Genomic DNA, 19,801 nt, shown 5'->3' with positions numbered 1-19,801 from the left:
TCAGGTAATATACTCAGACTACGATACTTAAAGGAGAAAACAGCATCATGAGAATACAGAAAAAGATATATGTACTTGCATTTATTGCTCTGTTCAGCCTGGTACTTGCCGCCTGTGCCAGTGAACCAGATGACAATGCATCCTCTGACAGCAATACGACAGAGGGAGGATCGCAGGGCGGCGATTTAATTATTACCACACCAGCCGATGCTGTATCGCTTGACCCGGCAGCATCCAATGATACTCCGTCCAGTGATGTACAAAGAAATATCTTTGAAACGCTTGTTACCCAGGACGAGAATATGGAAAATCAGCCTTTGCTGGCAGAGGAGTGGGAACAAATTGATGATACGACATGGGAATTCAAGCTTCGTCAAGATGTGACCTTCCATGACGGCTCTGATTTTAATGCGGACGTTGTAAAGGCAAATATTGACCGTACGCTTGACCCAGAGGTTGGTTCTCCACGGGCAATCATGTACAATATGATTTCCGAGGTAGAAGTTATTGACGATTATACGGTTCATTTTAAAACAGAATATCCTTTTGCAGCGTTACCGGCACACCTTGCTCATCCCGGCGGTGTGATGATTTCAAAAGACCAGATTGAAGAAGACTATGCCGCAATGGAAGATGGCGAAGAGGCAGGTACTGTCATCAGTGCAAACCCGCAAGGCACCGGCCCTTTCAAATACGAAGAATGGAAGCCAGGGCAGCAGGTACGCTTAGTTAACAATGAAGAGTATTGGGGCGAACCGGCACTGCTCGATTCCGTAACTTTCAAAGTAGTTACAGAAGATCTGACCCGTGTCGCAGAATTAGAGACTGGTGCTTCTCAAATCGCTAATTCCCTTAGTCCGTCAGATGTAGCTCAAATTGAAAATTCCGATCATTTATCAGTGCAGTCTCAGGACAGCCTGGCATTATCGTATTTAGGTTTTAACATGGACAAGGAACCGTTTGATGATGAACGTGTCCGTCAGGCAATTGCAAAAGCCATTAATAAAGAGGAAATTCTTTCCGGAATCTATGACGATGTCGGGATCCCCGCACACACACCGATTGCGCCAAGTGTATTCGGATACAGTGAAGATATAGAGGATCACGAATATAATCTGGAAGAGGCCAAAGAGTTACTTGCTGAAGCAGGCTATGAAAATGGGTTTTCTACCACGATTTGGACAAATGATGACCGTCAGCGCATCGATACAGCAACAACAATCCAAGCACAGCTGAAGGAAATTGGTATCAATGCGGAAGTAAGAACGGTGGAATGGGGAACAATGCTGGAACAGACTGCCAACGGGGAACATGATATGTTTGTCTTTGGCTGGACCACTGTTACCGGTGATGCGGACAACGGGCTATATCCTTTATTCCATTCAGATAATTTAGGCGAACCAGGAAATCGCACCTTCACAGAAGATGAAGAACTCGACGATTTATTAGATCAAGCCCGCCAGGAAAGTGATCCAGATGAACGATTAGAGCTTTACCGCCAAACCCAGGAATTACTTGCGGAAATCACGCCAATGGTTTATATCCATCACCAGCAATATTTGTTAGGTGTCGATGACAGCGTAAAAGGGCTGACACAGTCTCCGACACAGCTGTTAAATTTAAAAGATGTTTCTATTGAAGAATAAAGAATCTCCCCTTGTCTATGATGGACAAGGGGAGTTTTTTATTGAATGCTGTTAACAAAGGATTACAGCAGTATTCAGCTTCGTATGTACAAACAATACAAAACAGCCTCCCTATCTTCAACGGAAGCCTCTATCTCTTCCGATGTTAAAAATAGGTTTGAAAAAAGGTTTTCTGTTTATATATCTAGAATTTGTTATCTAAGCATTTTTTTACTATGATGGAACTAAACATGTCTGAAGATTTTTATTTTAACAAGCGAAGGGAATGTACCCATTTTGATACTTTATCGTTTACCCATATTAATTCTGACGACTGGAATTGTTTATATATTTATTTCACCATCTGAGCCATTAGCATTTAGTATTTTCTTCAAGGTGATTCCAATGGTGCTGATTCTGATTTATGCTTTTGAAAAATCGCTGCCAAAACGAAAGTCCACGCATTATTGGATTATTGGCGGTATCAGCTTGTGCTTGATTGGGGATGCGACGCTGCAGTGGTTTTTCATCGGCTTGACCGCGTTTTTTATCGGACATGTACTATATATCGTTGGATTTTTAAAAGAATGGCGTTTTTCTTTGCCAAGAAGTCTTTCTGCGGTTCCGCTTATTCTTTTTGCTGCTTGGATTGGCTATCAGCTTGTGAGTAATCTTCAAACTAACGGGGAGACAGGTTTCATCTTTCCTGTCATTGCCTATATCGGAATTATCACGCTTATGGCGTTCACAGCAATCATGACAGGAAATCGCTGGGCTATTCTCGGCAGCCTTCTATTTATTATTTCTGACAGTGTTCTTGCGTGGAATATGTTTATCACTGGCTTTACAGGAGCTCATGAAGTCATTATGCTTACGTATTATGGTGCTCAATTTCTTATCGCCCACAGCTTGTTTACCATTGATTCGAAGCAAAAAGGAATGGCTTGGTAATCGCTAAGTCTTCTTTTCACCCTCTGGGCATAAGTGCGACTTTAGCTCTGTCTACGCCTGTCGGCTTGCCAATCGCTAAGTCTTCTTTAAAGGAGATGAGCTCGAGGGCGACGGAAAACGGAGTATATTTCTAGGGCCTAAGATTACTCACCCCATGAAACCCGTTGGAGTGACTAGCTCCAACTATTTCTTATTTCTTAAATAAAGAAAAGCCCTCTTAAGAAAACAATTTTTCAGTAAGAGGGCTTTTCTTATATAAGCGACGTTAGCTCTGGGTGCTTCTGCATGAGATCTACATAATGAATCAAATCATCTGACAGCTTATTTAAGCGGTCAATGACGTTTTGATTCGAGATTACATAGTTTGTATAATCTTTTTCTTCAACAAATACATATTTCGGAATCACCCATGCGTGCATATAGTGAAGAATCGGCTTCAAATGCTGCTCGGGTACTAAATAATGCTTTGTTGTTCCTGCTGTTGCAATAATAGCAACCACTTTATTCCGAAATGCATCCATTGGCAGAAGGTCGAACAGATTTTTTAATGTTCCTGGAATAGATGCTTGGAAAACAGGCATTCCAAGCAAAATGCCATCAGCCTGCATGATTTTTTCTAATAAGATTTTCGTGTCGCCTGTATAATCTTTATAAGAACGTCCGTCACTAAAAACCATGTCATAATCCTTCAAATCTAACATCTCTGCTTCTACCCCGGTATGTTCTTTTTCAATATATTTCAATGCATGGTCCACAGCGACTCTTGTTTTTGAGCCAATCGTGGAGCCGGAAATTCCAACTATCTTCACGGAGCATCCTCCTATATGGTGGTCTTATTCTGTATTCAGAAGTTTCGATTTTTAGATTCTCTCGTCCGTCTATTCATATATATGAATATGTATTTACGCTGTTTCCTGCTCTGCAAAGACTCGCCTCAAAAGAAGCACGTTTCTGCATTTGGAGAACCTGTAAATATAGGAATGAGAATGTTTCTCAAAACAGTTATTACCTGTATTATACCTAGTTAACTAACAGAAATACAATAAGATGCTTACCCATAGAGGCCTTCCTGAATTGCAGCGCTTCATTCGAGATGCCATTGATATTTTTTTAAATCAACATATCCGATGGAACTCACCAGGACACCTTCTGCTTCCAGACGTGTGCGCTGCTCCCAATTTCCCTCTTCATTCGGAATAGCTAATTGCCCCTTTGCATTGATCACACGATGCCAGGGCAATTGATGCTTTTTGCTCATGGAATGGAGCACGCGGACAACCTGTCTTGCGGCTCTCGAATTGCCAGCTTCTCTTGCTATTTGACCGTAAGTCATTACTTTTCCAGACGGGATCTCCCGTATTATTTTAATAACTTCTTCCGTAAAAGGTGTCATCCTTTATCATTCCTGTTCCACATTATTATTTCACGTATTTTCTCGGTACCCGTTTGCCAATTAAACAAACCGTTTCATAATGAATGGTCTGCATTTGCTCTGCGACAATACCTAAAGAAATATAGCCCTCACTCGGCTCGCCAAAAATGGTAACAATATCATTCTCATGAACGCCATCTACATCGGACACATCCACCATGGTCTGATCCATACAAATGCGTCCGACAATCAGGCATTCCTTCCCGCGAACGGTCACATGTCCTTGATTGGATAAAAGACGTGAAAAGCCATCGGCATAACCAATCGGCAGGGTTGCAACCTTTGTTTTTTTCGTTGTTGTATAGGTTCTGCCATAGCTGATAGATTGTCCAGCCCGAACATTTTTAATGTAAACCGGCTTTGTTTTTAAGCTCATCACCTGTTTTAATGGCAGGATTTCTTTGAGGTGCGGTTCAGGATAAAGCCCATACAAGCTGACTCCGACGCGTACCATATCCAGATGCATTTCTGGATAGGCAATGGTCCCCGCACTATTACAGCAATGTTTGATTGGAATCTGACAGCATTTTGCTTCTACTGCCTGATAAATTTTCTGGAAGCTTTCAAATTGCTGATACGTATAAGCACTGGATTCTCCATTGTCGGCTTCCGCAAAATGCGTAAAGATTCCTTCCAGTTCTATTTCTTCCCGGTCTAATGCGCGGCATAAATCCAAAGCTTCTTCTGCGGTACGGACACCGATACGAGTCATTCCGGTATCCACTTTGATATGGACTTTTGCTGTTTTCTGTAAGGTATCTGCAGCCTGACAGATGGCTTCGATTGTCTCTTCTGAATAGACAGTCAGCGTGACATCTTGTTCTACTGCTTTATGAACGGCATGAGCTGGCGTATAGCCCAATAATAATATCGGTGCAGTAATTCCTGCTTCTCTCAAAGACAGCGCTTCATCTAAGATTGCTACTCCAAGACAGTCCGCCCCATTTGCCAGCGCCTCTTCTGCAATCGGCACAGCTCCATGCCCGTATCCATCTGCCTTCACCACTGCCATAAACCGCGCTCCTTCACGGATATGCTGTTTAAATTGTTGTACATTAAACGCTAATGCTTGTAAGGATACTTCTGCCCAAGTATCACGAAAACTGGTTGTTATCATGTGTTTCCCACCTTGTCTAACATTATCATTTTTATTTTTTCGGTCTATTTTTCAGATTAATATAATACATCATATCCATTTTAGCACTTCCATTCTGTGTTGGATAGTTATACTCAGCCTGCTTGACAGACATAGTGAAAGCACGTTTATCTAAAAAGTGCGAGAAGGCAGCATTGAAATATCTTTCCCAATTGCCTTTATTTCTTTACACTAAATATAAATATACGTATGATTCCTATTGTCAGGGAAAACTATTTTATCGATGGAGGTTGAGAACATGAAACAAATCTTTCTGGCGCTGATTGGAACCATTTTATGTGCTCTGGCAACGACCATATTCGCCATGCCAAACCAAATTGCAGATGGAGGCATTCTAGGTATTGCACTTTTACTCTTTTATTCTCTCGGATGGTCGCCCGGGATTGTTACGATGGTTGCTTTTGTCCTATTACAACTCGTCAGTTTTAAATTTCTTCCTAAAAGCATCGTGATAAAAACAATGGTTAATGTCCCTCTTCTATCCTTGTTTATCTTTTTAACGGAAAATATCGTAACACAGCCTCTGGGTGATTCTCTGGTAGCCGCTATTTTTGCAGGCCTCACAATGGGAATCGGGTTTGGTTTGATTATCCAAGCGGGCAGCTCCATTGGAGGTACTTCGACAATAGCTCGTCTGCTCGCACAGCGCTATGAATGGAATGTCGTACTAACCACCTTCATCATGGACGCCGTTATCGTATTAGCCGGGGTTTTCATTATTGGCCCGCTTTACACACTATATACCATTATTGCTTTATCCATAGGGAAGGTAGCCAGCGACTATGTGATTGGCGGTTTTGATTCTAAGAAAGCAGTCACGATTATTTCACCGGAATTTAAAAAAATAGCTCATCAGATTAATACAGTCATGGCGTCTAGTGCAACTTTTATCAATGGCTCTGGATCCTATACAGATCGCCAGCATTATATCCTTTATATTATCGTACCCAGTTACCGCCTCTTAACACTTAAACGAATTATCAGGGAAATCGATTCCAGTTCATTTATCGTTGTCCATAACGTGAAGGATGTATCTGGCGGCACTTTCTTTGCTCCGACGACAGAAGATGAAGCAGCCTTTACCGGATTTGAGGAAGAAGCAATTATTCCTGAACCGGAGGAGGTTTCATCGGATAATACTGCCGATAAAACAGATGTTTGATGATGTATCAATAAAGAAGTGAGCTGCTTCTTAGAAAACAGCTCACTTCTTTATTGTTTCTTTAGAGGACTCTGAGTCCGTGCGGCGGACAACATTCCACTTGCTCCCAAATAATTGAATACTTTTTTCTACCTTTTTTATCACTTCATCTGCTCTTTCATAAATAATGCCCCGCAAATCATGGACCTGCCGTATTAATTTTTCAAGCCATGCTTCCTGCTTATCGAGCCTTTCATGAAGAACAGCCAGTTCCTCTTTTCTTTGATTATCCATTTCATCCAACTTATTTCCTTGTTCTTCCACTTTTTTCTTCACTGCTTCACTTACTTCATCTATTTTTTCAAGCTTAACCTGAATCAATGCCTGATTGGCTTTGAAGCCATCTTCCTCTTCTTTTGCACTTTCTTGAGCAGCAATAATTTGATTGAGCTGCTTGTTTTCCTTCTTTATATTTTTATCAAGTACATCTAATCGGTTGAATACCTTCTCCTGCATCTGCTGCTGATCTTTTTCATTTTTGTCCATTTCCTTCAAACGTTTCGCAATACGCTCCAATTGCTGATTTTTAGCAAAGGTATCACGCTGCAGCTGCTGCAATACTTCCACAGATTCCCTCTGCATTTCCAACTGTTTTTGTTCTCTTTCACTTGCATATTCATAAACAAACGTTTCTTGATTAGACGAAGCTCCTTTTATATCTTCTGCATAAATATGCTTCTCCTGGTTCAGATATACCATTCACATCACCTCTAGAATCAGCTTATGCACAAAGTAAAAAATAGGACGAATTTTGGTTATCTGCCTAATTGGATAGATGAAAAAAACCTAAGCGGTTTAGTCACTCAGGTTTTATTCTTTATTGCTATTTATATTTTGGTAAAGATACCTCGCTCCGGGGAATTCGAGCTGAGGCTTTGTGAGCAGGAGAAGCAACCCGAAGAAAGTGTCTCGCAAAGCTTCGAGCTGTTTCGTTAATTTCTCTAATTTCGATGGGTGGTACTATGTGTTCGAGCTTTAAACGCATCGATAAATTGTTCAGGTGAAGATTTTATAATGTAGGCGTAAACTCCTTTAAGCGTGTGTAAATAAAGCATTCCCTTTGTTTGGTTTCCAGTAAGGCGATACGAAATATCCATTACATTCTCAATTGGAAATTCCCTGTATCTTGTAACGATTTTATCTGCATAAAGATACATATAACGCTGCTCTTCTGTATCCTTTTGTTCTAATGCACTTACTTGACGGACTACTTTTACATACGGTTGTTTGGCAATAAATTGCATTGTCTCCTCCGTTAGTTCAGCTTAAACTTTATATCCCTAAGGGCGGTAAAAAGCGCTTTTGAACATTTTTTTATGGATTAGTTTTCTGCAACGCGCAAATGATTCTTTCTCCATTGCAGCCATTGGCTTTCTCTCGTTTTACGCGGTAAGAACTGACGGATATCCTCTTCATGATATCCTACCTGCAAACGTTTGGCATCGACCATAATCGGGCTTCGTAAAAGACGCGGGTATTCCTGAATAATTTCCAACAGCTCTTGCAGTGGCAATGCTTCAATATCAAGGTCTAAATCTTTATAAATCTTAGAGCGTGTGGAAATGATTTCATCTGTACCTTCCACCGTCATCCGAAGAATATTTTGTAATTCATTTACGGTCAGAGGTTCTCTGATTACATTGCGTTCTGTATATTCAATTCCGTTTTTCATAAACCATTGTTTTGCTTTTCTTGTTGATGAACATGCTGCACCATAAATTGTAACTGTCATTAATCATACCCCATTTATATATAGTTTCTTTCTTCTTACCATCAGAAAAGTTCTATACTTACCTGTCAGCACTTGATAAACCTTTGCTTAACAGATCCATTTCAATACGAAAATTCTCTAGAGCTTCTTCACGAGAAAGATTCCTGGATAGCTGATCCACAATATTTCGAAATGTAACAGACGTTAAAATCTGCATAACATGGAAAAACTCTTGTTTACTATCAATATTCAGTTTATTAAAATCAACTAAATCTTTTACTTGATTCATTGCATCTACTTCATTATGCTTTCCTAGGAATAACTCTGTAAATGAATCCTCCACTTCATGTGTCACATTCAATACGGCATTCTTTAAAAACTGCAAATGCTTCTCTTCTGACAGCTCTATCAGTGTTACCCGAAAAACCTTATCCATGGAAGCCATCAAATCTCCATCTGTTTCACGCAGCAGGCTTAAAAAATAAGCACGGCGTTTATCTGTATGAAGCTTTAATAAATAATAAAAAGCATCTTCTTTGCCGTCAAAATATTGATAAAAACTTCCTCTTGAAACACCTGCAAGCTTTACAATATTCGCAATGGAGGCCTGCGATAACGGTGCTCTTGCAAATTCTTTTTCAACCGCTTGCAATAATTTTGCCCGTTTGGAATCGTTTAAATTAAAAAATGTTGATGTAGGCATATTCTTGCTCCTCCATAACCTATTGTGACACAATGTCATGTCCTATAATTCTATATTAAGTGACACGATGTCATAAGTCAATTATTTTTATGACATCGTGTCACTTTTTTTATGAAATGTGACGATTCTATGGCAGGCAAACGATTGCTTTTTCATTAGTGTACACTTTTCCTCCCTCTGCTAAACACCTTTAGTTAAAAATGCTTCTTTCCCAGCTTCATTTAACTGCCGACCTAATCATTGTATTCCCTCACTATGCTATTTCATAACCTTAAAAATTAAACAAGATAGGAAAATTTCTAAAAGTTATCAGCTTAAAAAATAAGAATGTTTATAAAGATAGCTGAAAATAGCCGCTCCGGAAAAACACTACGCTAGATAGGTTTTATTGCTATCTGTATCAAAATTAATAAAATTCACTATCCTTTAAACAAAAGAACACCGCATAGAAGGCTATGCCTTCCACACGATGCTTTTTCATCAAACCATAATCTTACTCATATCATTCGTAAATGCCACTGGATCTTCAATCGGCAGCCCTTCAATCAATAACGCCTGATTGTAAAGCAGGTTGGTATATAACGCTAGTTTATCCTGATCATTCCCCTGCGCTGCTTCGAGTGCTTTAAAAATACTGTGGTCTACATTGATTTCCAGCACTTTATCTGCCTGAATCTGCTGATTATCCGGCATCGCATTAATAATTTTCTCCATTTCCAGAGAAATATCACCATCTGCAGAAAGCACGACCGGATGGGATTTCAGACGCTTGGAAGCCCGAACATCCTTCACTTTATCACCAAGCACCTCTTTCATTGCTGTAAACAGCTCATTATGACTTTCTGTTTCTTCCTTCTCTTCCTCTTTTTCATCGGCTTCAATTCCTAAATCACCGCTGGAAACGGAACGGAATTCCTTATCCTGATATTGCATCAGCATTTTAATCGCAAATTCATCCACTTCATCTGTGAAATAAAGAATTTCATAGCCTTTATCTGCAACAATTTCCGTTTGCGGAAGCTTTTCAATACGCTCATTGGAATCTCCAGAAGCATAATAGATATATTTTTGGTCTTCCGGCATACGTGATACATATTCCTCTAACGTTACCAGCTTTTTCTCTGTAGAAGAATAGAATAGAAGCAAGTCTTGCAGTTCTTCTTTATGCTGGCCGAAATCACTGTACACGCCAAATTTGATTTGCTGACCCAATGCTTTAAAGAATGTTTCATATTTTTCACGTTCATCGCGAAGCAGGCTTAACAGCTGCTGTTTTATTTTCTTATGAATATTTTTCGCAATGATTTTCAGCTGACGATCATGCTGTAGCATTTCCCTGGAAATATTTAAGGATAAATCTTCTGAGTCGACCATTCCTTTTACAAAGCTGAAGTAATCAGGCAGTAAATCTGCACATTTTTCCATAATCAAAACACCATTTGAATAAAGCTCTAAGCCTTTTTCGTACTCCCTGGAGTAATAATTAAACGGCGTTTGCTCTGGAATAAATAGAATTGCATTATAACGGACTGCTCCATCTACATTGATATGAATATGGCGCAACGGCTGATCAAATCCGTACCGTTTCTCCTGATAGAAATTGGTATAATCTTCGTCTGTTAATTCGCTCTTATTTTTCTTCCAAATAGGAACCATTGTGTTCAGCGTCTGCTCTTCAATTACATCCTCATACTCATCTTCTGTTCCTTCTTTTAACTTGCTTTCCGTAACATCCATTTTAATTGGATAGCGGATAAAGTCAGAGTATTTCTTGACGATTTGTTTTAAAGTAGCTTCTTCTAAAAACGTATCATAATTGTCTTCTTCTTCGTTTTCTTTTATTTCAAGAATAATCTCTGTGCCAACTTCTTCGCGGTCAATCGGCGTAATCGTATAGCCGTCTGATCCCTGTGAAACCCATTGATATCCTTCTTCACTGTCAATCGATTTTGTTAATACGGTCACTTTATCCGCAACCATAAACGCTGCATAAAAGCCGACACCAAATTGACCAATAATATCATGGCCGTCTTTAATTTCATTTTCTGATTTAAACGTATGTGAACCACTCTTAGCAATCACACCGAGGTTATCTTCCAGCTCTTCCTTTGTCATTCCAATTCCCGTATCTACTACAGTCAACGTACGTTTTTCTTTATTAGGAATCAGTTTGATATAGTAATTGCTTTGATCGAATGTTAAAGCATCATCCGTTAATGCTTTATAATAAATCTTGTCAATAGCATCACTTGCGTTAGAGATTAATTCACGCAAGAAAATCTCCCGTTGTGAATAAATGGAGTGGATGACCATATCTAATAATTTCTGTGATTCTGCTTTAAACTCGTGCTTTGCCATAATGCGCTCTCTCCTTTTTCTGTTTTTAGCACTCTCTCTCACAGAGTGCTAAACCTCTATTACATGAATACCATATTCTATTTTAACTGTCAATATTAGTCGCATATAGCCTAAACAACATGTATAATAGAAAATATATAGAAGAGGAGGGGTCTCGATGCTTCATGAATGGTTAAAAGATTCCAAACATACCGTCGTTTTCACTGGCGCAGGAATGTCTACAGAGAGTGGGCTGCCTGACTTTCGTTCCACAAACCGGGGACTTTGGAGAAAGAAAGACCCAAGCAAAATCGCAAGTGTAGATGCTTTAAATCATCACGTAGAGGATTTTATCGAATTTTATCGGGAGCGCGTCCTGGGCGTCAAAGAAGTTGGTCCGCATAAAGGACATCACATTCTTGCCGATTGGGAAAATAATGGACTGATCCAATCGATTATTACCCAAAATGTGGACGGTTTTCATCAGGCTGCAGGCAGCAGACACGTTCATGAGCTTCATGGAACCCTACAAGAGCTGCATTGCCAAAGCTGCGGGAAAATCTACGACAGTTCTGCTTATTTAAATGAAGACTATCACTGTTCCTGCGGCGGAATACTCAGACCTTCTATTGTATTATTTGGGGAAATGCTCCCTGAGGATGCCTTTTCTGCTGCGTTTGAGCATGCAAAGAAAGCCGATTTATTTATCGTGCTAGGTTCCTCTCTATCGGTTACGCCAGCCAACCAATTCCCGGAAATCGCAAAACAAAGCGGCGCCAAACTTGTCATTGTCAACCAGGAGAAAACACCATTAGATGAGTTTGCAGATGAAGTTGTTTTTGACCGGAAGATTGGGGCTTATTTAGAAGAAACGGATCAATTATTATATAACAGATAAAAGGCAAGGAAGCGCTGCACGCTTCCTTGCCTTTCTTGATGGATTAAAATAAATATGGCGGCAAATGTTTTAAGCGGGGCGAGTAACCGCAGCCCCAAATTTCGGTCTTAGGCCATCCATTTAGGCGGTGTATTCTTATTCCAATAAATATCCCCGATATGATAATGCTTTTGGAATCCATCCTCACTTAAATGGTAATGAAAATTAAAATAATACCCTTCCAATGGCCGGTTTTCCCGGCGGACATGAAACTTTGCCAATGTTTTGCTGGTGCTGTTATTGGAAACATTGAAAATCCGCTCTCCATAGCCGTCTGAAGGTTTTTCGGTAATCGCTATATCCTTATATATGTCAGAATGCTCGACAAGATCAGACAGCACCAATTCCATCTGCGGTAAAATCATAGCAGAAAATTCATCCTCAACCTTCCCCGCGATCCTCGTTCCAAATTTTTCGATACTCAATTTTTTCGCCTCTTCATGAAGGTGGCCAAGAAAAGCTTCCCTTGGATCTTCTACATTGTATGATTGGGTGGTTTCCTCGATAACAGATGTTGTTTCGAGATCCGATGAAGAAGACACACTGCTGTCATCTCGCTTATTGGCGTCGACTTCCAAAAGATTTGTTGGCGTATAGATACCCAATGTTAAAATTGTTATAAATACGACTGCTATTTTTCTCCACCAGAGCTTCATCTGCTTCACCCATTTTCCGTATCCGTTTTCTTTATTTTACCATGAATCCATTTCTTGTCTATCCAACCATTCTACTTTTTTGAATATTGGAAGAAAATAATTTGTTATACGGAACATTCTGTTTATACATTTTTTTACAACTCAAGAAATCATATAGGGTGATTTTACCTTATACCGGCCAGCCCTCACGCTTATATGCCATATCCCAAAACATATATTCATAGCGACTCGTATTCAGAAAAATAGCTTCTAAATGATCCAGTTCTGCTTCCGAACAGCCTTCCGCAAGCTCGTCTAATTTTTCAATCAGCCACTTGCCAATGGAGCCAAATTCATCCGAGCTGTACATTTTCACCCATTCCCCATACTGTTCATGCTCCAGCGCACCCGGCTTTTTTGCCAGCTCCAGACCAATTTCATAATAACTCCAGGCACACGGCAGAATCGCTGCAATCAATGCTGCTAAAGAACCTTTCTGTGCCTCTGCAATCATATTACTGCTGTAGGCCAGCGTTACAGGCCCTGGAACCGTAGATTCTAGTTCCTCCCTGGAAATACCGAGACGCTCGGCATACTGACGATGAAGCTCCATTTCGAAATTCAGGGTTTCATCCAGCGATTTAGCAAAGCCGGACATGGTATCTAAATCTTTTGCAAGCACCGTTCCCATCGCAATTACTTTTGAGTACTCTATCAAATACTTGTAATCCTGACACATGTAGAATTTAAATGACTCCATATCGAGTGTTCCATTACCAATCCCCTGTACAAATGGATGCTGGTGGCTTTTCTCCCAAATCGAATCTGCTGTCTTGCGAATACGTTCTGTAAATTTCATGTATATGCGCTCCCTTTTCCATCATTTTTATAAATGCCTTATTTCTGTTTTTCTGTTTGACACCATTTCAAAATAAATTGCAGCAGGGACACTGTATAATCTACTAACTCGTCGATGTTTACCTGCTCATCCACGGCATGGGCGTGCTTCAATTCACCAGGTCCATAGCAGACCGTCGGAATCCCGTATGCTGCAAGCCAGCCGCCATCAGTTACTGTTTCAGACATTCGGACTTTCGCTTCCTCGCCAAAAGCTTTGCTATGACTCTCCTGTAACATCGCAAAAGCAGCATGTTCTTTATCTACGGAGAAAGACGGGAAAATTTCACCGCGGTCCACAATCATCGATTCGCCTCCCCATTCAAAGGCGGGTGGATTATCCCGCATCCAGACATCCGCTTCAGCCGTCTTGCGTAAATGGGACTCAATTTCTGCAGCAACCTGCTCAGAAGTCTCATCGGGATAATAATGAACGGTAATCCATAGGCGGCATTCATCAGCAATAAAAGCAGCATGTCTGCCTCCTTCAATCACTGCCGGGTTGATGGTATTGGTTCCTGGGGGAAAGCCTGGATAGGATTTGGTCACTGCCCAATGTCGCTCCAGCTCCTGCAACGCAATAAGGAGCTTATTCATCTTTTCAATGGCGCTGGCTCCTTTCATCCCGCCGCCTGCATGAATGAGCTGGCGACGTGTACCATCATGGTGCGTGATTGGACTTTTCACTGTGATCCAGCCGGTAATAACGCCTCCTTGCCCATGTATTTCACAATGACTTGTATCTGCAACGATGGCATAATCCGCTGTATACCCGCGTTCTCCACATTGCTTCGTCCCTGCTTCCCCAACCTCTTCCCCAATGACGGACTGCAGAATAACATCCCCGCCAAGGCGAATCTGGTGGTCATGCAATATGCGCATCGCAAATAAACACGCTGCCAGACCGCCTTTCATATCTGCTGCACCCCGCCCAAATAATGTACGTCCTTCCACTGCTGGCTGAAATGGCGCATGCTTCCAGTTTTCACCTTCCTCTATAGAAGCGACATCCACATGCCCATTAAGAATCAAGCTGTTGTATGTATCGGAAGCAGTTCCACGTAAACAGCCGACGACATTCGGGTCACCGGGATAAACCTCCCATTGTTCTGTTTCAAAATTCATTTCCTTCAAGTAGTTCGCAATGTAAGCTTGGATAGCCTCTGTATTTCTTGCAGGCGGGGCTGGTGTTTCAAAACGAATCAAATCACTGACAAGCGCTATTAATTCGTCTTCTCGATTTCGAATCTCCTGAATTACCCTATCCATTCAAAAACCTCCTTTTCAGCACGCAAAAAAACCGCCTCCTGATTTAGAAAGCGGCAGAAAAGTTTGGTTCATTTGCCTATAGGCATATCCGCCCACTTCCCTCCGCTAGTACGAACTAGATCAGGTTGGTAAGGGTCAAGGCAATATACCTCTCTCAGCTTAATAAGCACCCCTAGTGGATCCATTGCGTATGTATTTATCCCTTTTAGATTACCATACAGTTTTGTAAGCGTAAAGCAGAATTTAAGGAAGGATGATTCTATACCTGCTTGTCTGTATACATATTGCTGCTTTTTTGCGCAATATCAATACAGATGAAATCCGGAATACGTTGTAACCTTCTTACAAAGGAGGTTACAGCTAATGTACATAACTATCATAAAAAAAATAAACGTGTCCGAAACTATCTGCTCGCTACTGCCAGTTCCAATTTAGGGAATGTGATGACTGGCATGGCTCTTTTATTTCTTGCTTATGATTTAACTGCTTCTAATGCGTATACCACGGGGATTGCTATCGCTCAAGTTGCTCCTTACCTGCTGTTCGGATTGATTGGAGGAGTTATTGCTGACTGGATTTCTAAAATGAAATGGTTGATTCGTATCGATTTATTTCGTTCTCCGCTTCTCATCGGGTTAGTTTTGTTAGACTTCTCCAATCAGCTTGCTTACTGGCATCTAATTATTGTAAGCATCTTGATTCATTTATGTGGATGCTTATATAATCCGGCGCATCGAGCAATTATCCCGCTTATCACGAGTGAAAGAGAGAGACCTGCAGTAAATAGTTTAACGGACACTGTCACACGGGGAATGACTGTTTTAGGACCTGTTTTCAGCATTATCTTCATGAATACCATTGGTGTGATCCACTTTTTCACGCTGGATGCACTCAGCTATCTAGTGAGCGCACTTTTTCTGTCATTCATTCCCTTAAAGGAAGAGCAGGCAGATAAAAAGCAATTTAATATATTCACAGCTATCCGGGAATTTGCTAGCTGGCTCCGTACTCATAAAACCATCCGTTCCTTATTTGAGATGACAGCTTTTATTGTTTTCTTTAACACCTGGGTGTGGCAGGTCGGGCTGCTGTTACTGTTACAAGAAACGATGGATAATGCAGAAGTATGGTACAGCGCTGTAACAGGATGGTTTGGAATTGTTGTTATTATTGTCAATTTGATTGTTCCCTATATCTTTAAACAATTCACACTAAAAACCTACCTTCTCAGCTCCCTTATCTGGGGGACAGGCATTTTATTCTTAGGAGGCTTACCAGCTGGCCCCCTGCTTGTTTTGGGAATTATCTGGGTAGCAGTCGGGGTGCCGCTGTCTGGATTATCCAGGGTTTATTTACTGCAAAAGTACATTCCGCCAGACATGCTGGGAAGAGGCTTTAGCTTCAATGCCGTCCTACTTTATTTTTCTAATTTTATTTCTTTAGGTTTCTTCGGGCTTGTATCTTATTGGGTCTCCATACACCTGATTTTTATCATCTGCGGGGCTTGCATGATGATTCTGGCTGGAGTTTATGTATTGCTTAACCTGCGAAAATAGCTTGGTGTCATGCCATACAGTTTCTTGAATAGACGATTATAGACAGAAACAGAAGAAAACCCCGAATCCATCGCAATCTGCAATATCGTCGTATCGGTAAATTGCAGTTTATCCAAACTGCGTTGAATACGATAGATTTGCAGCCATGAAAATGGCGAAACACCCACCTTCTCTTTAAATACATGGGAGAGCCGGTACTTATCTAACTGGGCAATTGCAGCCATATCATCTAATGTCCAGTTAGATGTATAACTTTCCTTCATTGCCTCCAGCACTTTATAAATCGGGAAACCTGCAGCAGTGTATGCTTCCGGCTGAACATCCTGATAATAACTGTTTACACTTCCTTTCATCAGAAGGATTGCTAACTGCGTAAAGCTGTTATCAAGGAATACCTTCATACTCGCATCCATTACCCCATTACTTACATCAATATAATCCAGAATAAATGCCACCCACTTCTTTATTTGCAGCGATTGCTGCGGCATTTGTGCAAATTGAATATCTGCTGAATGATGATTCATCAAATTTTTGGCAGCTTGATTTATCAATCCTGGATTTAATTCGATTAAAAATTTATGATGCGCTACCTCTAATTGCCGATGGGGGTCATAAGGATTCAACAGCAGCATTTGATCCGCATGAAAAGTCAAATCCTGATGAGGCAGCTGATATGTCATGTCTCCGCCAAGAGAGTAGATGAATTTATAACAATTATCTGACCGCCGGATACTTTCCTGTTCAAATTCCGTTTTAAATAAGAATAGACCTTGATGCGTTGAAAGTATTTTATTCATCGATTTCCCTTCCTTATTTTGCTTATTTCTGTAATAAATCATTACTATTCTTAAGTATATTTAAATTCTATCATATGAACAGCTTTCATGATTTTAAAATGCTGTTCAAATTCCCCTGAGCATTGTATAAATTGTAATAGTAAAATTTTTACACAGGAAAAATAATCCTGCAGCAAATACTTTTTAATCTTAAAATGCTACAATGCATTTTGGAACCCCGGAAGATAAGGATGTGACACATGGAACGATTTAAAAAAATAGCTGCGTATGCAATTGGGATTTTTGTTTTCTGCGTCTTGGTTACAGGTATAGTCGATGAATCAAAGAGTCTGTATCAGCTGTTACAAGATAAAGGCGGACACGAAGAGGAAGTTACTGTTGTTGGTAAAACGGTATCCAGTGATTTATTCGGTAAATTGAAATACTATGCTGTTTTAGAAGAGGAAGCATTATCGCAATTAACTCGGAAGATGTCTACTCAAGAAACTTCCTTAATAAGTAAAAAGGAATTTGAACAGCTTAATGCCGGGGATACAATTAGGAAGAACGATTCTTATATGACAGACGAGGATAAAAAATCACAGATCATCGAGCATCTTATTGTCATCGTCGTCTTTAGTATCTACCCATTCGGTTTCATTGCTTATAATCTCGAACATATACCACTGCTAAAAAAATTAGAGGATAAAGCAGCTTCACTGTTTCTCTTTTCTCTATTGGGAATCATTTGCTTATTTTCAGAGAGGAGTATTTCCTATGCTTATGCAGCCGGCAATATCCCTGCACCCGAAAAGTGAACAAGTGAATCGGCTCCGGACAAGGGTCAGCTTCTGCTAACTCAATTGTCCGACATTCTCTTTCTTGGCTAAAATCACAGATGATGTTTGAAAAAAGAATAAAATCATAGATAACGTAATGTTCATCTTTTATAGATAGGATGTGATTCGTAGTATAATAAACATGAGGTGATAACTGTGTCAAAAGTTGTTCACGGTAGAGGTTATGTCTACTCGTTTCCATACCATCTCGTGTGGTCTATAAAGCACAGAAGAAAAATGATTGTGAATGAGATAGAAAAATCATTAAAAGAAGTCATTTGTGGAATACTAGCTACTTTATCGCAACGGTTAGTGAAAATACGAAAGAGCAGCTTCGAAGAGATATCCAAAAACAAAAATGACGGAAGGTGAAACCAATGCTTGAAATAATAAACCGTGGTTATGTGTATCGTGCTGCCCCTATTTCTCAAGAAGTGGAAATGTATTTACGTCAATGCTTCGGTGCAGACCGCAAAATATATAATCTACATGTTGCTCACTTATATGATTATTTGGAAAAGAATAATTATCAAATTGGAGACAAACTACCTTCTTTAAAGAAGATGGGTATGCCTACAGTTTCTGTATTCAAAAAACAATCTGTAAGTGAGGACAATGTAGCTTATTTGTACCTTGTAGACGCATTTGCTTCTAACGAAGCAAAACAACACTTCAATAAAGCGATAACTGCTTTTAACAAGATTGCGTATAAGAAACAATATAAGAAGTCTGCTCTAAAACGTCAAAAGACCCTAGGGATAAAACCGACATTTCGTGACTTGAAAGGAATGCCAAAGTTTCATTCCCGTAAAGGCAGCAAATCCAGTTATACGACATTCAATCAAAACGGAAATATCTACATGAAAGATGACATATTATATCTTCCATCCGCACAAAAGTCTTCTGTAAAAGTAGTTGGATTAAAGCTAAACACACATAGATCCTTACCACAAGATAGTAAAATAAAAAATGTAACGGTTACAATGAACACGAAAGGACAATTTGACGTGTCTATTTGTGTTGAATTTCCATTGGAAATAGCAAGCATTGGTACACCTGCCCGTATTCTAGGACTAGACTATTCTCAATCTCATTTTTTCGTAGACAATGAGGGTAAGAAAGCCAATTATCCTCACTATTATCGAAAAATGAAAGAACGTCTAGCAAAAGAACAACGAATATTATCACGAAGGAAGAAGGGTTCTAAACGTTGGGAGAAACAACGTCTTGTTGTTTCTAGGTTACAATTGAAAGTAGCCAGCCAACGAAAAGATTGGCTTCACAAGAAAGCCTATGCGCTTGCGAAACGTTATGACATGATTGTGGTAGAGAATCTAGACCTTCGTGCTATAGGACAAAATAAGAAATATGCCAAAAATCAGCAGGATAATGGTTTTGGTGACTTCCGTTTATATCTAAAATACAAATTAGCACAACGAGGAAAATATTTTATCAAAGCACCGAAAGATTTTGCGTCTACACAGTTATGTTCAACCTGCGGCCATAAGAATACGGTACTAAAGGGAAATGTAAATATAAGAGAATGGGATTGCCCTTCATGTGGTAATCAGCATGACCGAGATATTAATGCAGCATTCAACCTTAAACAATACGGAGAAAATTATTCAAAAAAAGAAATTTTACCACAAACCGTTGTGGTTTAAATCATACAAACGGGTTGCTTGGAGCCCAAACAGTATCTCTCGCGTGATTTAAAGGGCAAGACAATCGTCTTGTTGTCCGCTGTAAATTCTAAAGGTCACAAGACCTTACAAG

The 19,801-nt window shown here is 40.1% G+C and carries 20 protein-coding genes and 1 riboswitch; of the genes, 8 read left to right on the top strand and 12 right to left on the bottom strand.

Annotation, left to right across the window (positions count from 1 at the left end):
- The first annotated feature begins 47 nt into the window (after positions 1-47).
- On the top strand, positions 48-1,646 hold the full coding sequence (locus tag BN997_RS01950) for a glutathione ABC transporter substrate-binding protein (protein ID WP_042529173.1): 1,599 nt from the start codon (positions 48-50) through the stop codon (positions 1,644-1,646).
- A 276-nt stretch (positions 1,647-1,922) separates the two neighbouring features.
- Positions 1,923-2,576 carry a lysoplasmalogenase gene (locus BN997_RS01945; RefSeq protein WP_042529171.1) on the top strand — a complete coding sequence of 218 codons (654 nt, stop codon included), beginning with the start codon at positions 1,923-1,925 and terminating at the stop codon, positions 2,574-2,576.
- A gap of 251 nt (positions 2,577-2,827) precedes the next feature.
- Here BN997_RS01945 and BN997_RS01940 read toward each other — a convergent pair whose 3' ends face one another.
- From BN997_RS01940 to alr, 3 genes are all read right to left on the bottom strand, one after another.
- Positions 2,828-3,385, bottom strand: coding sequence for an NADPH-dependent FMN reductase (locus BN997_RS01940; protein WP_042529169.1), 558 nt, complete (start codon positions 3,383-3,385; stop codon positions 2,828-2,830).
- Positions 3,386-3,660: 275 nt separating this feature from the next.
- Positions 3,661-3,969 (bottom strand): MGMT family protein, encoded by a 309-nt coding sequence (locus tag BN997_RS01935; protein WP_042529167.1) that lies wholly within the window; start codon positions 3,967-3,969, stop codon positions 3,661-3,663.
- A gap of 25 nt (positions 3,970-3,994) precedes the next feature.
- Positions 3,995-5,125, bottom strand: coding sequence for an alanine racemase (gene alr, locus BN997_RS01930; protein WP_042529166.1), 1,131 nt, complete (start codon positions 5,123-5,125; stop codon positions 3,995-3,997).
- A 277-nt stretch (positions 5,126-5,402) separates the two neighbouring features.
- On the opposite strand from alr, the gene BN997_RS01925 reads away from it, so the two are divergent.
- Positions 5,403-6,326, top strand: a complete 924-nt coding sequence (locus BN997_RS01925) for a YitT family protein (RefSeq protein ID WP_052484869.1) — start codon at positions 5,403-5,405, stop codon at positions 6,324-6,326.
- Positions 6,327-6,368: 42 nt separating this feature from the next.
- On the opposite strand, the gene BN997_RS01920 is transcribed toward BN997_RS01925, so the two are convergent.
- The 5 genes from BN997_RS01920 to htpG form a co-directional block, all read right to left on the bottom strand.
- On the bottom strand, positions 6,369-7,064 hold the full coding sequence (locus tag BN997_RS01920; RefSeq protein ID WP_042529164.1) for a hypothetical protein: 696 nt from the start codon (positions 7,062-7,064) through the stop codon (positions 6,369-6,371).
- A gap of 242 nt (positions 7,065-7,306) precedes the next feature.
- Complete coding sequence (locus tag BN997_RS01915) at positions 7,307-7,609, bottom strand: hypothetical protein (protein ID WP_042529162.1); 303 nt, start codon at positions 7,607-7,609, stop codon at positions 7,307-7,309.
- A gap of 77 nt (positions 7,610-7,686) precedes the next feature.
- Positions 7,687-8,097 (bottom strand): Spx/MgsR family RNA polymerase-binding regulatory protein, encoded by a 411-nt coding sequence (locus BN997_RS01910; RefSeq protein ID WP_042529160.1) that lies wholly within the window; start codon positions 8,095-8,097, stop codon positions 7,687-7,689.
- Between the two features lie 58 nt (positions 8,098-8,155).
- Positions 8,156-8,779 (bottom strand): TetR/AcrR family transcriptional regulator, encoded by a 624-nt coding sequence (locus BN997_RS01905; RefSeq protein ID WP_042529158.1) that lies wholly within the window; start codon positions 8,777-8,779, stop codon positions 8,156-8,158.
- 480 nt (positions 8,780-9,259) lie between these two features.
- A complete protein-coding gene (gene htpG / locus BN997_RS01900) occupies positions 9,260-11,137 on the bottom strand; it encodes a molecular chaperone HtpG (RefSeq protein ID WP_042529156.1) in 1,878 nt (625 codons plus the stop codon).
- 157 nt (positions 11,138-11,294) lie between these two features.
- On the opposite strand from htpG, the gene BN997_RS01895 reads away from it, so the two are divergent.
- Entirely contained in the window at positions 11,295-12,014 is a 720-nt protein-coding gene (locus BN997_RS01895; RefSeq protein WP_042529154.1) for an NAD-dependent protein deacylase, read from the top strand.
- Positions 12,015-12,121: 107 nt separating this feature from the next.
- On the opposite strand, the gene BN997_RS01890 is transcribed toward BN997_RS01895, so the two are convergent.
- From BN997_RS01890 to BN997_RS01880, 3 genes are all read right to left on the bottom strand, one after another.
- Entirely contained in the window at positions 12,122-12,709 is a 588-nt protein-coding gene (locus BN997_RS01890) for a YpjP family protein (protein WP_042529152.1), read from the bottom strand.
- A gap of 169 nt (positions 12,710-12,878) precedes the next feature.
- Complete coding sequence (gene tenA / locus BN997_RS01885; RefSeq protein WP_042529150.1) at positions 12,879-13,547, bottom strand: thiaminase II; 669 nt, start codon at positions 13,545-13,547, stop codon at positions 12,879-12,881.
- 38 nt (positions 13,548-13,585) lie between these two features.
- Positions 13,586-14,854, bottom strand: a complete 1,269-nt coding sequence (locus BN997_RS01880) for an acetylornithine deacetylase (RefSeq protein WP_042529148.1) — start codon at positions 14,852-14,854, stop codon at positions 13,586-13,588.
- 80 nt (positions 14,855-14,934) lie between these two features.
- A riboswitch (TPP riboswitch) is annotated at positions 14,935-15,038 on the bottom strand.
- A 130-nt stretch (positions 15,039-15,168) separates the two neighbouring features.
- On the opposite strand from BN997_RS01880, the gene BN997_RS01875 reads away from it, so the two are divergent.
- Positions 15,169-16,410: an MFS transporter gene (locus BN997_RS01875; RefSeq protein ID WP_084613008.1), complete on the top strand. Its 1,242-nt coding sequence runs from the start codon at positions 15,169-15,171 to the stop codon at positions 16,408-16,410.
- Here BN997_RS01875 and BN997_RS22055 read toward each other — a convergent pair.
- Positions 16,383-17,207: a helix-turn-helix transcriptional regulator gene (locus BN997_RS22055; RefSeq protein WP_052484868.1), complete on the bottom strand. Its 825-nt coding sequence runs from the start codon at positions 17,205-17,207 to the stop codon at positions 16,383-16,385. The genes BN997_RS01875 and BN997_RS22055 overlap by 28 nt on opposite strands.
- Before the next feature lie 239 nt (positions 17,208-17,446).
- Here BN997_RS22055 and BN997_RS01865 point away from each other — a divergent pair, with 239 nt between their 5' ends.
- The 3 genes from BN997_RS01865 to BN997_RS01860 all read left to right on the top strand — a co-directional run bounded on the left by BN997_RS01865 (position 17,447) and on the right by BN997_RS01860 (position 19,689).
- A complete protein-coding gene (locus tag BN997_RS01865; RefSeq protein WP_042529147.1) occupies positions 17,447-18,004 on the top strand; it encodes a hypothetical protein in 558 nt (185 codons plus the stop codon).
- A 258-nt stretch (positions 18,005-18,262) separates the two neighbouring features.
- Positions 18,263-18,397 carry a hypothetical protein gene (locus BN997_RS23790; protein WP_374705752.1) on the top strand — a complete coding sequence of 45 codons (135 nt, stop codon included), beginning with the start codon at positions 18,263-18,265 and terminating at the stop codon, positions 18,395-18,397.
- A gap of 5 nt (positions 18,398-18,402) precedes the next feature.
- A complete protein-coding gene (locus tag BN997_RS01860; protein ID WP_042529144.1) occupies positions 18,403-19,689 on the top strand; it encodes an RNA-guided endonuclease InsQ/TnpB family protein in 1,287 nt (428 codons plus the stop codon).
- The last annotated feature ends 112 nt before the right edge of the window (positions 19,690-19,801 follow it).

It is taken from the genome of Oceanobacillus oncorhynchi (assembly GCF_000821065.1).
In the GTDB taxonomy this organism is placed as follows: domain Bacteria; phylum Bacillota; class Bacilli; order Bacillales; family Amphibacillaceae; genus Oceanobacillus; species Oceanobacillus oncorhynchi.
Note: the sequence above shows the minus strand (reverse complement) of the source record. Positions and strands in the feature narration are given on the sequence as shown.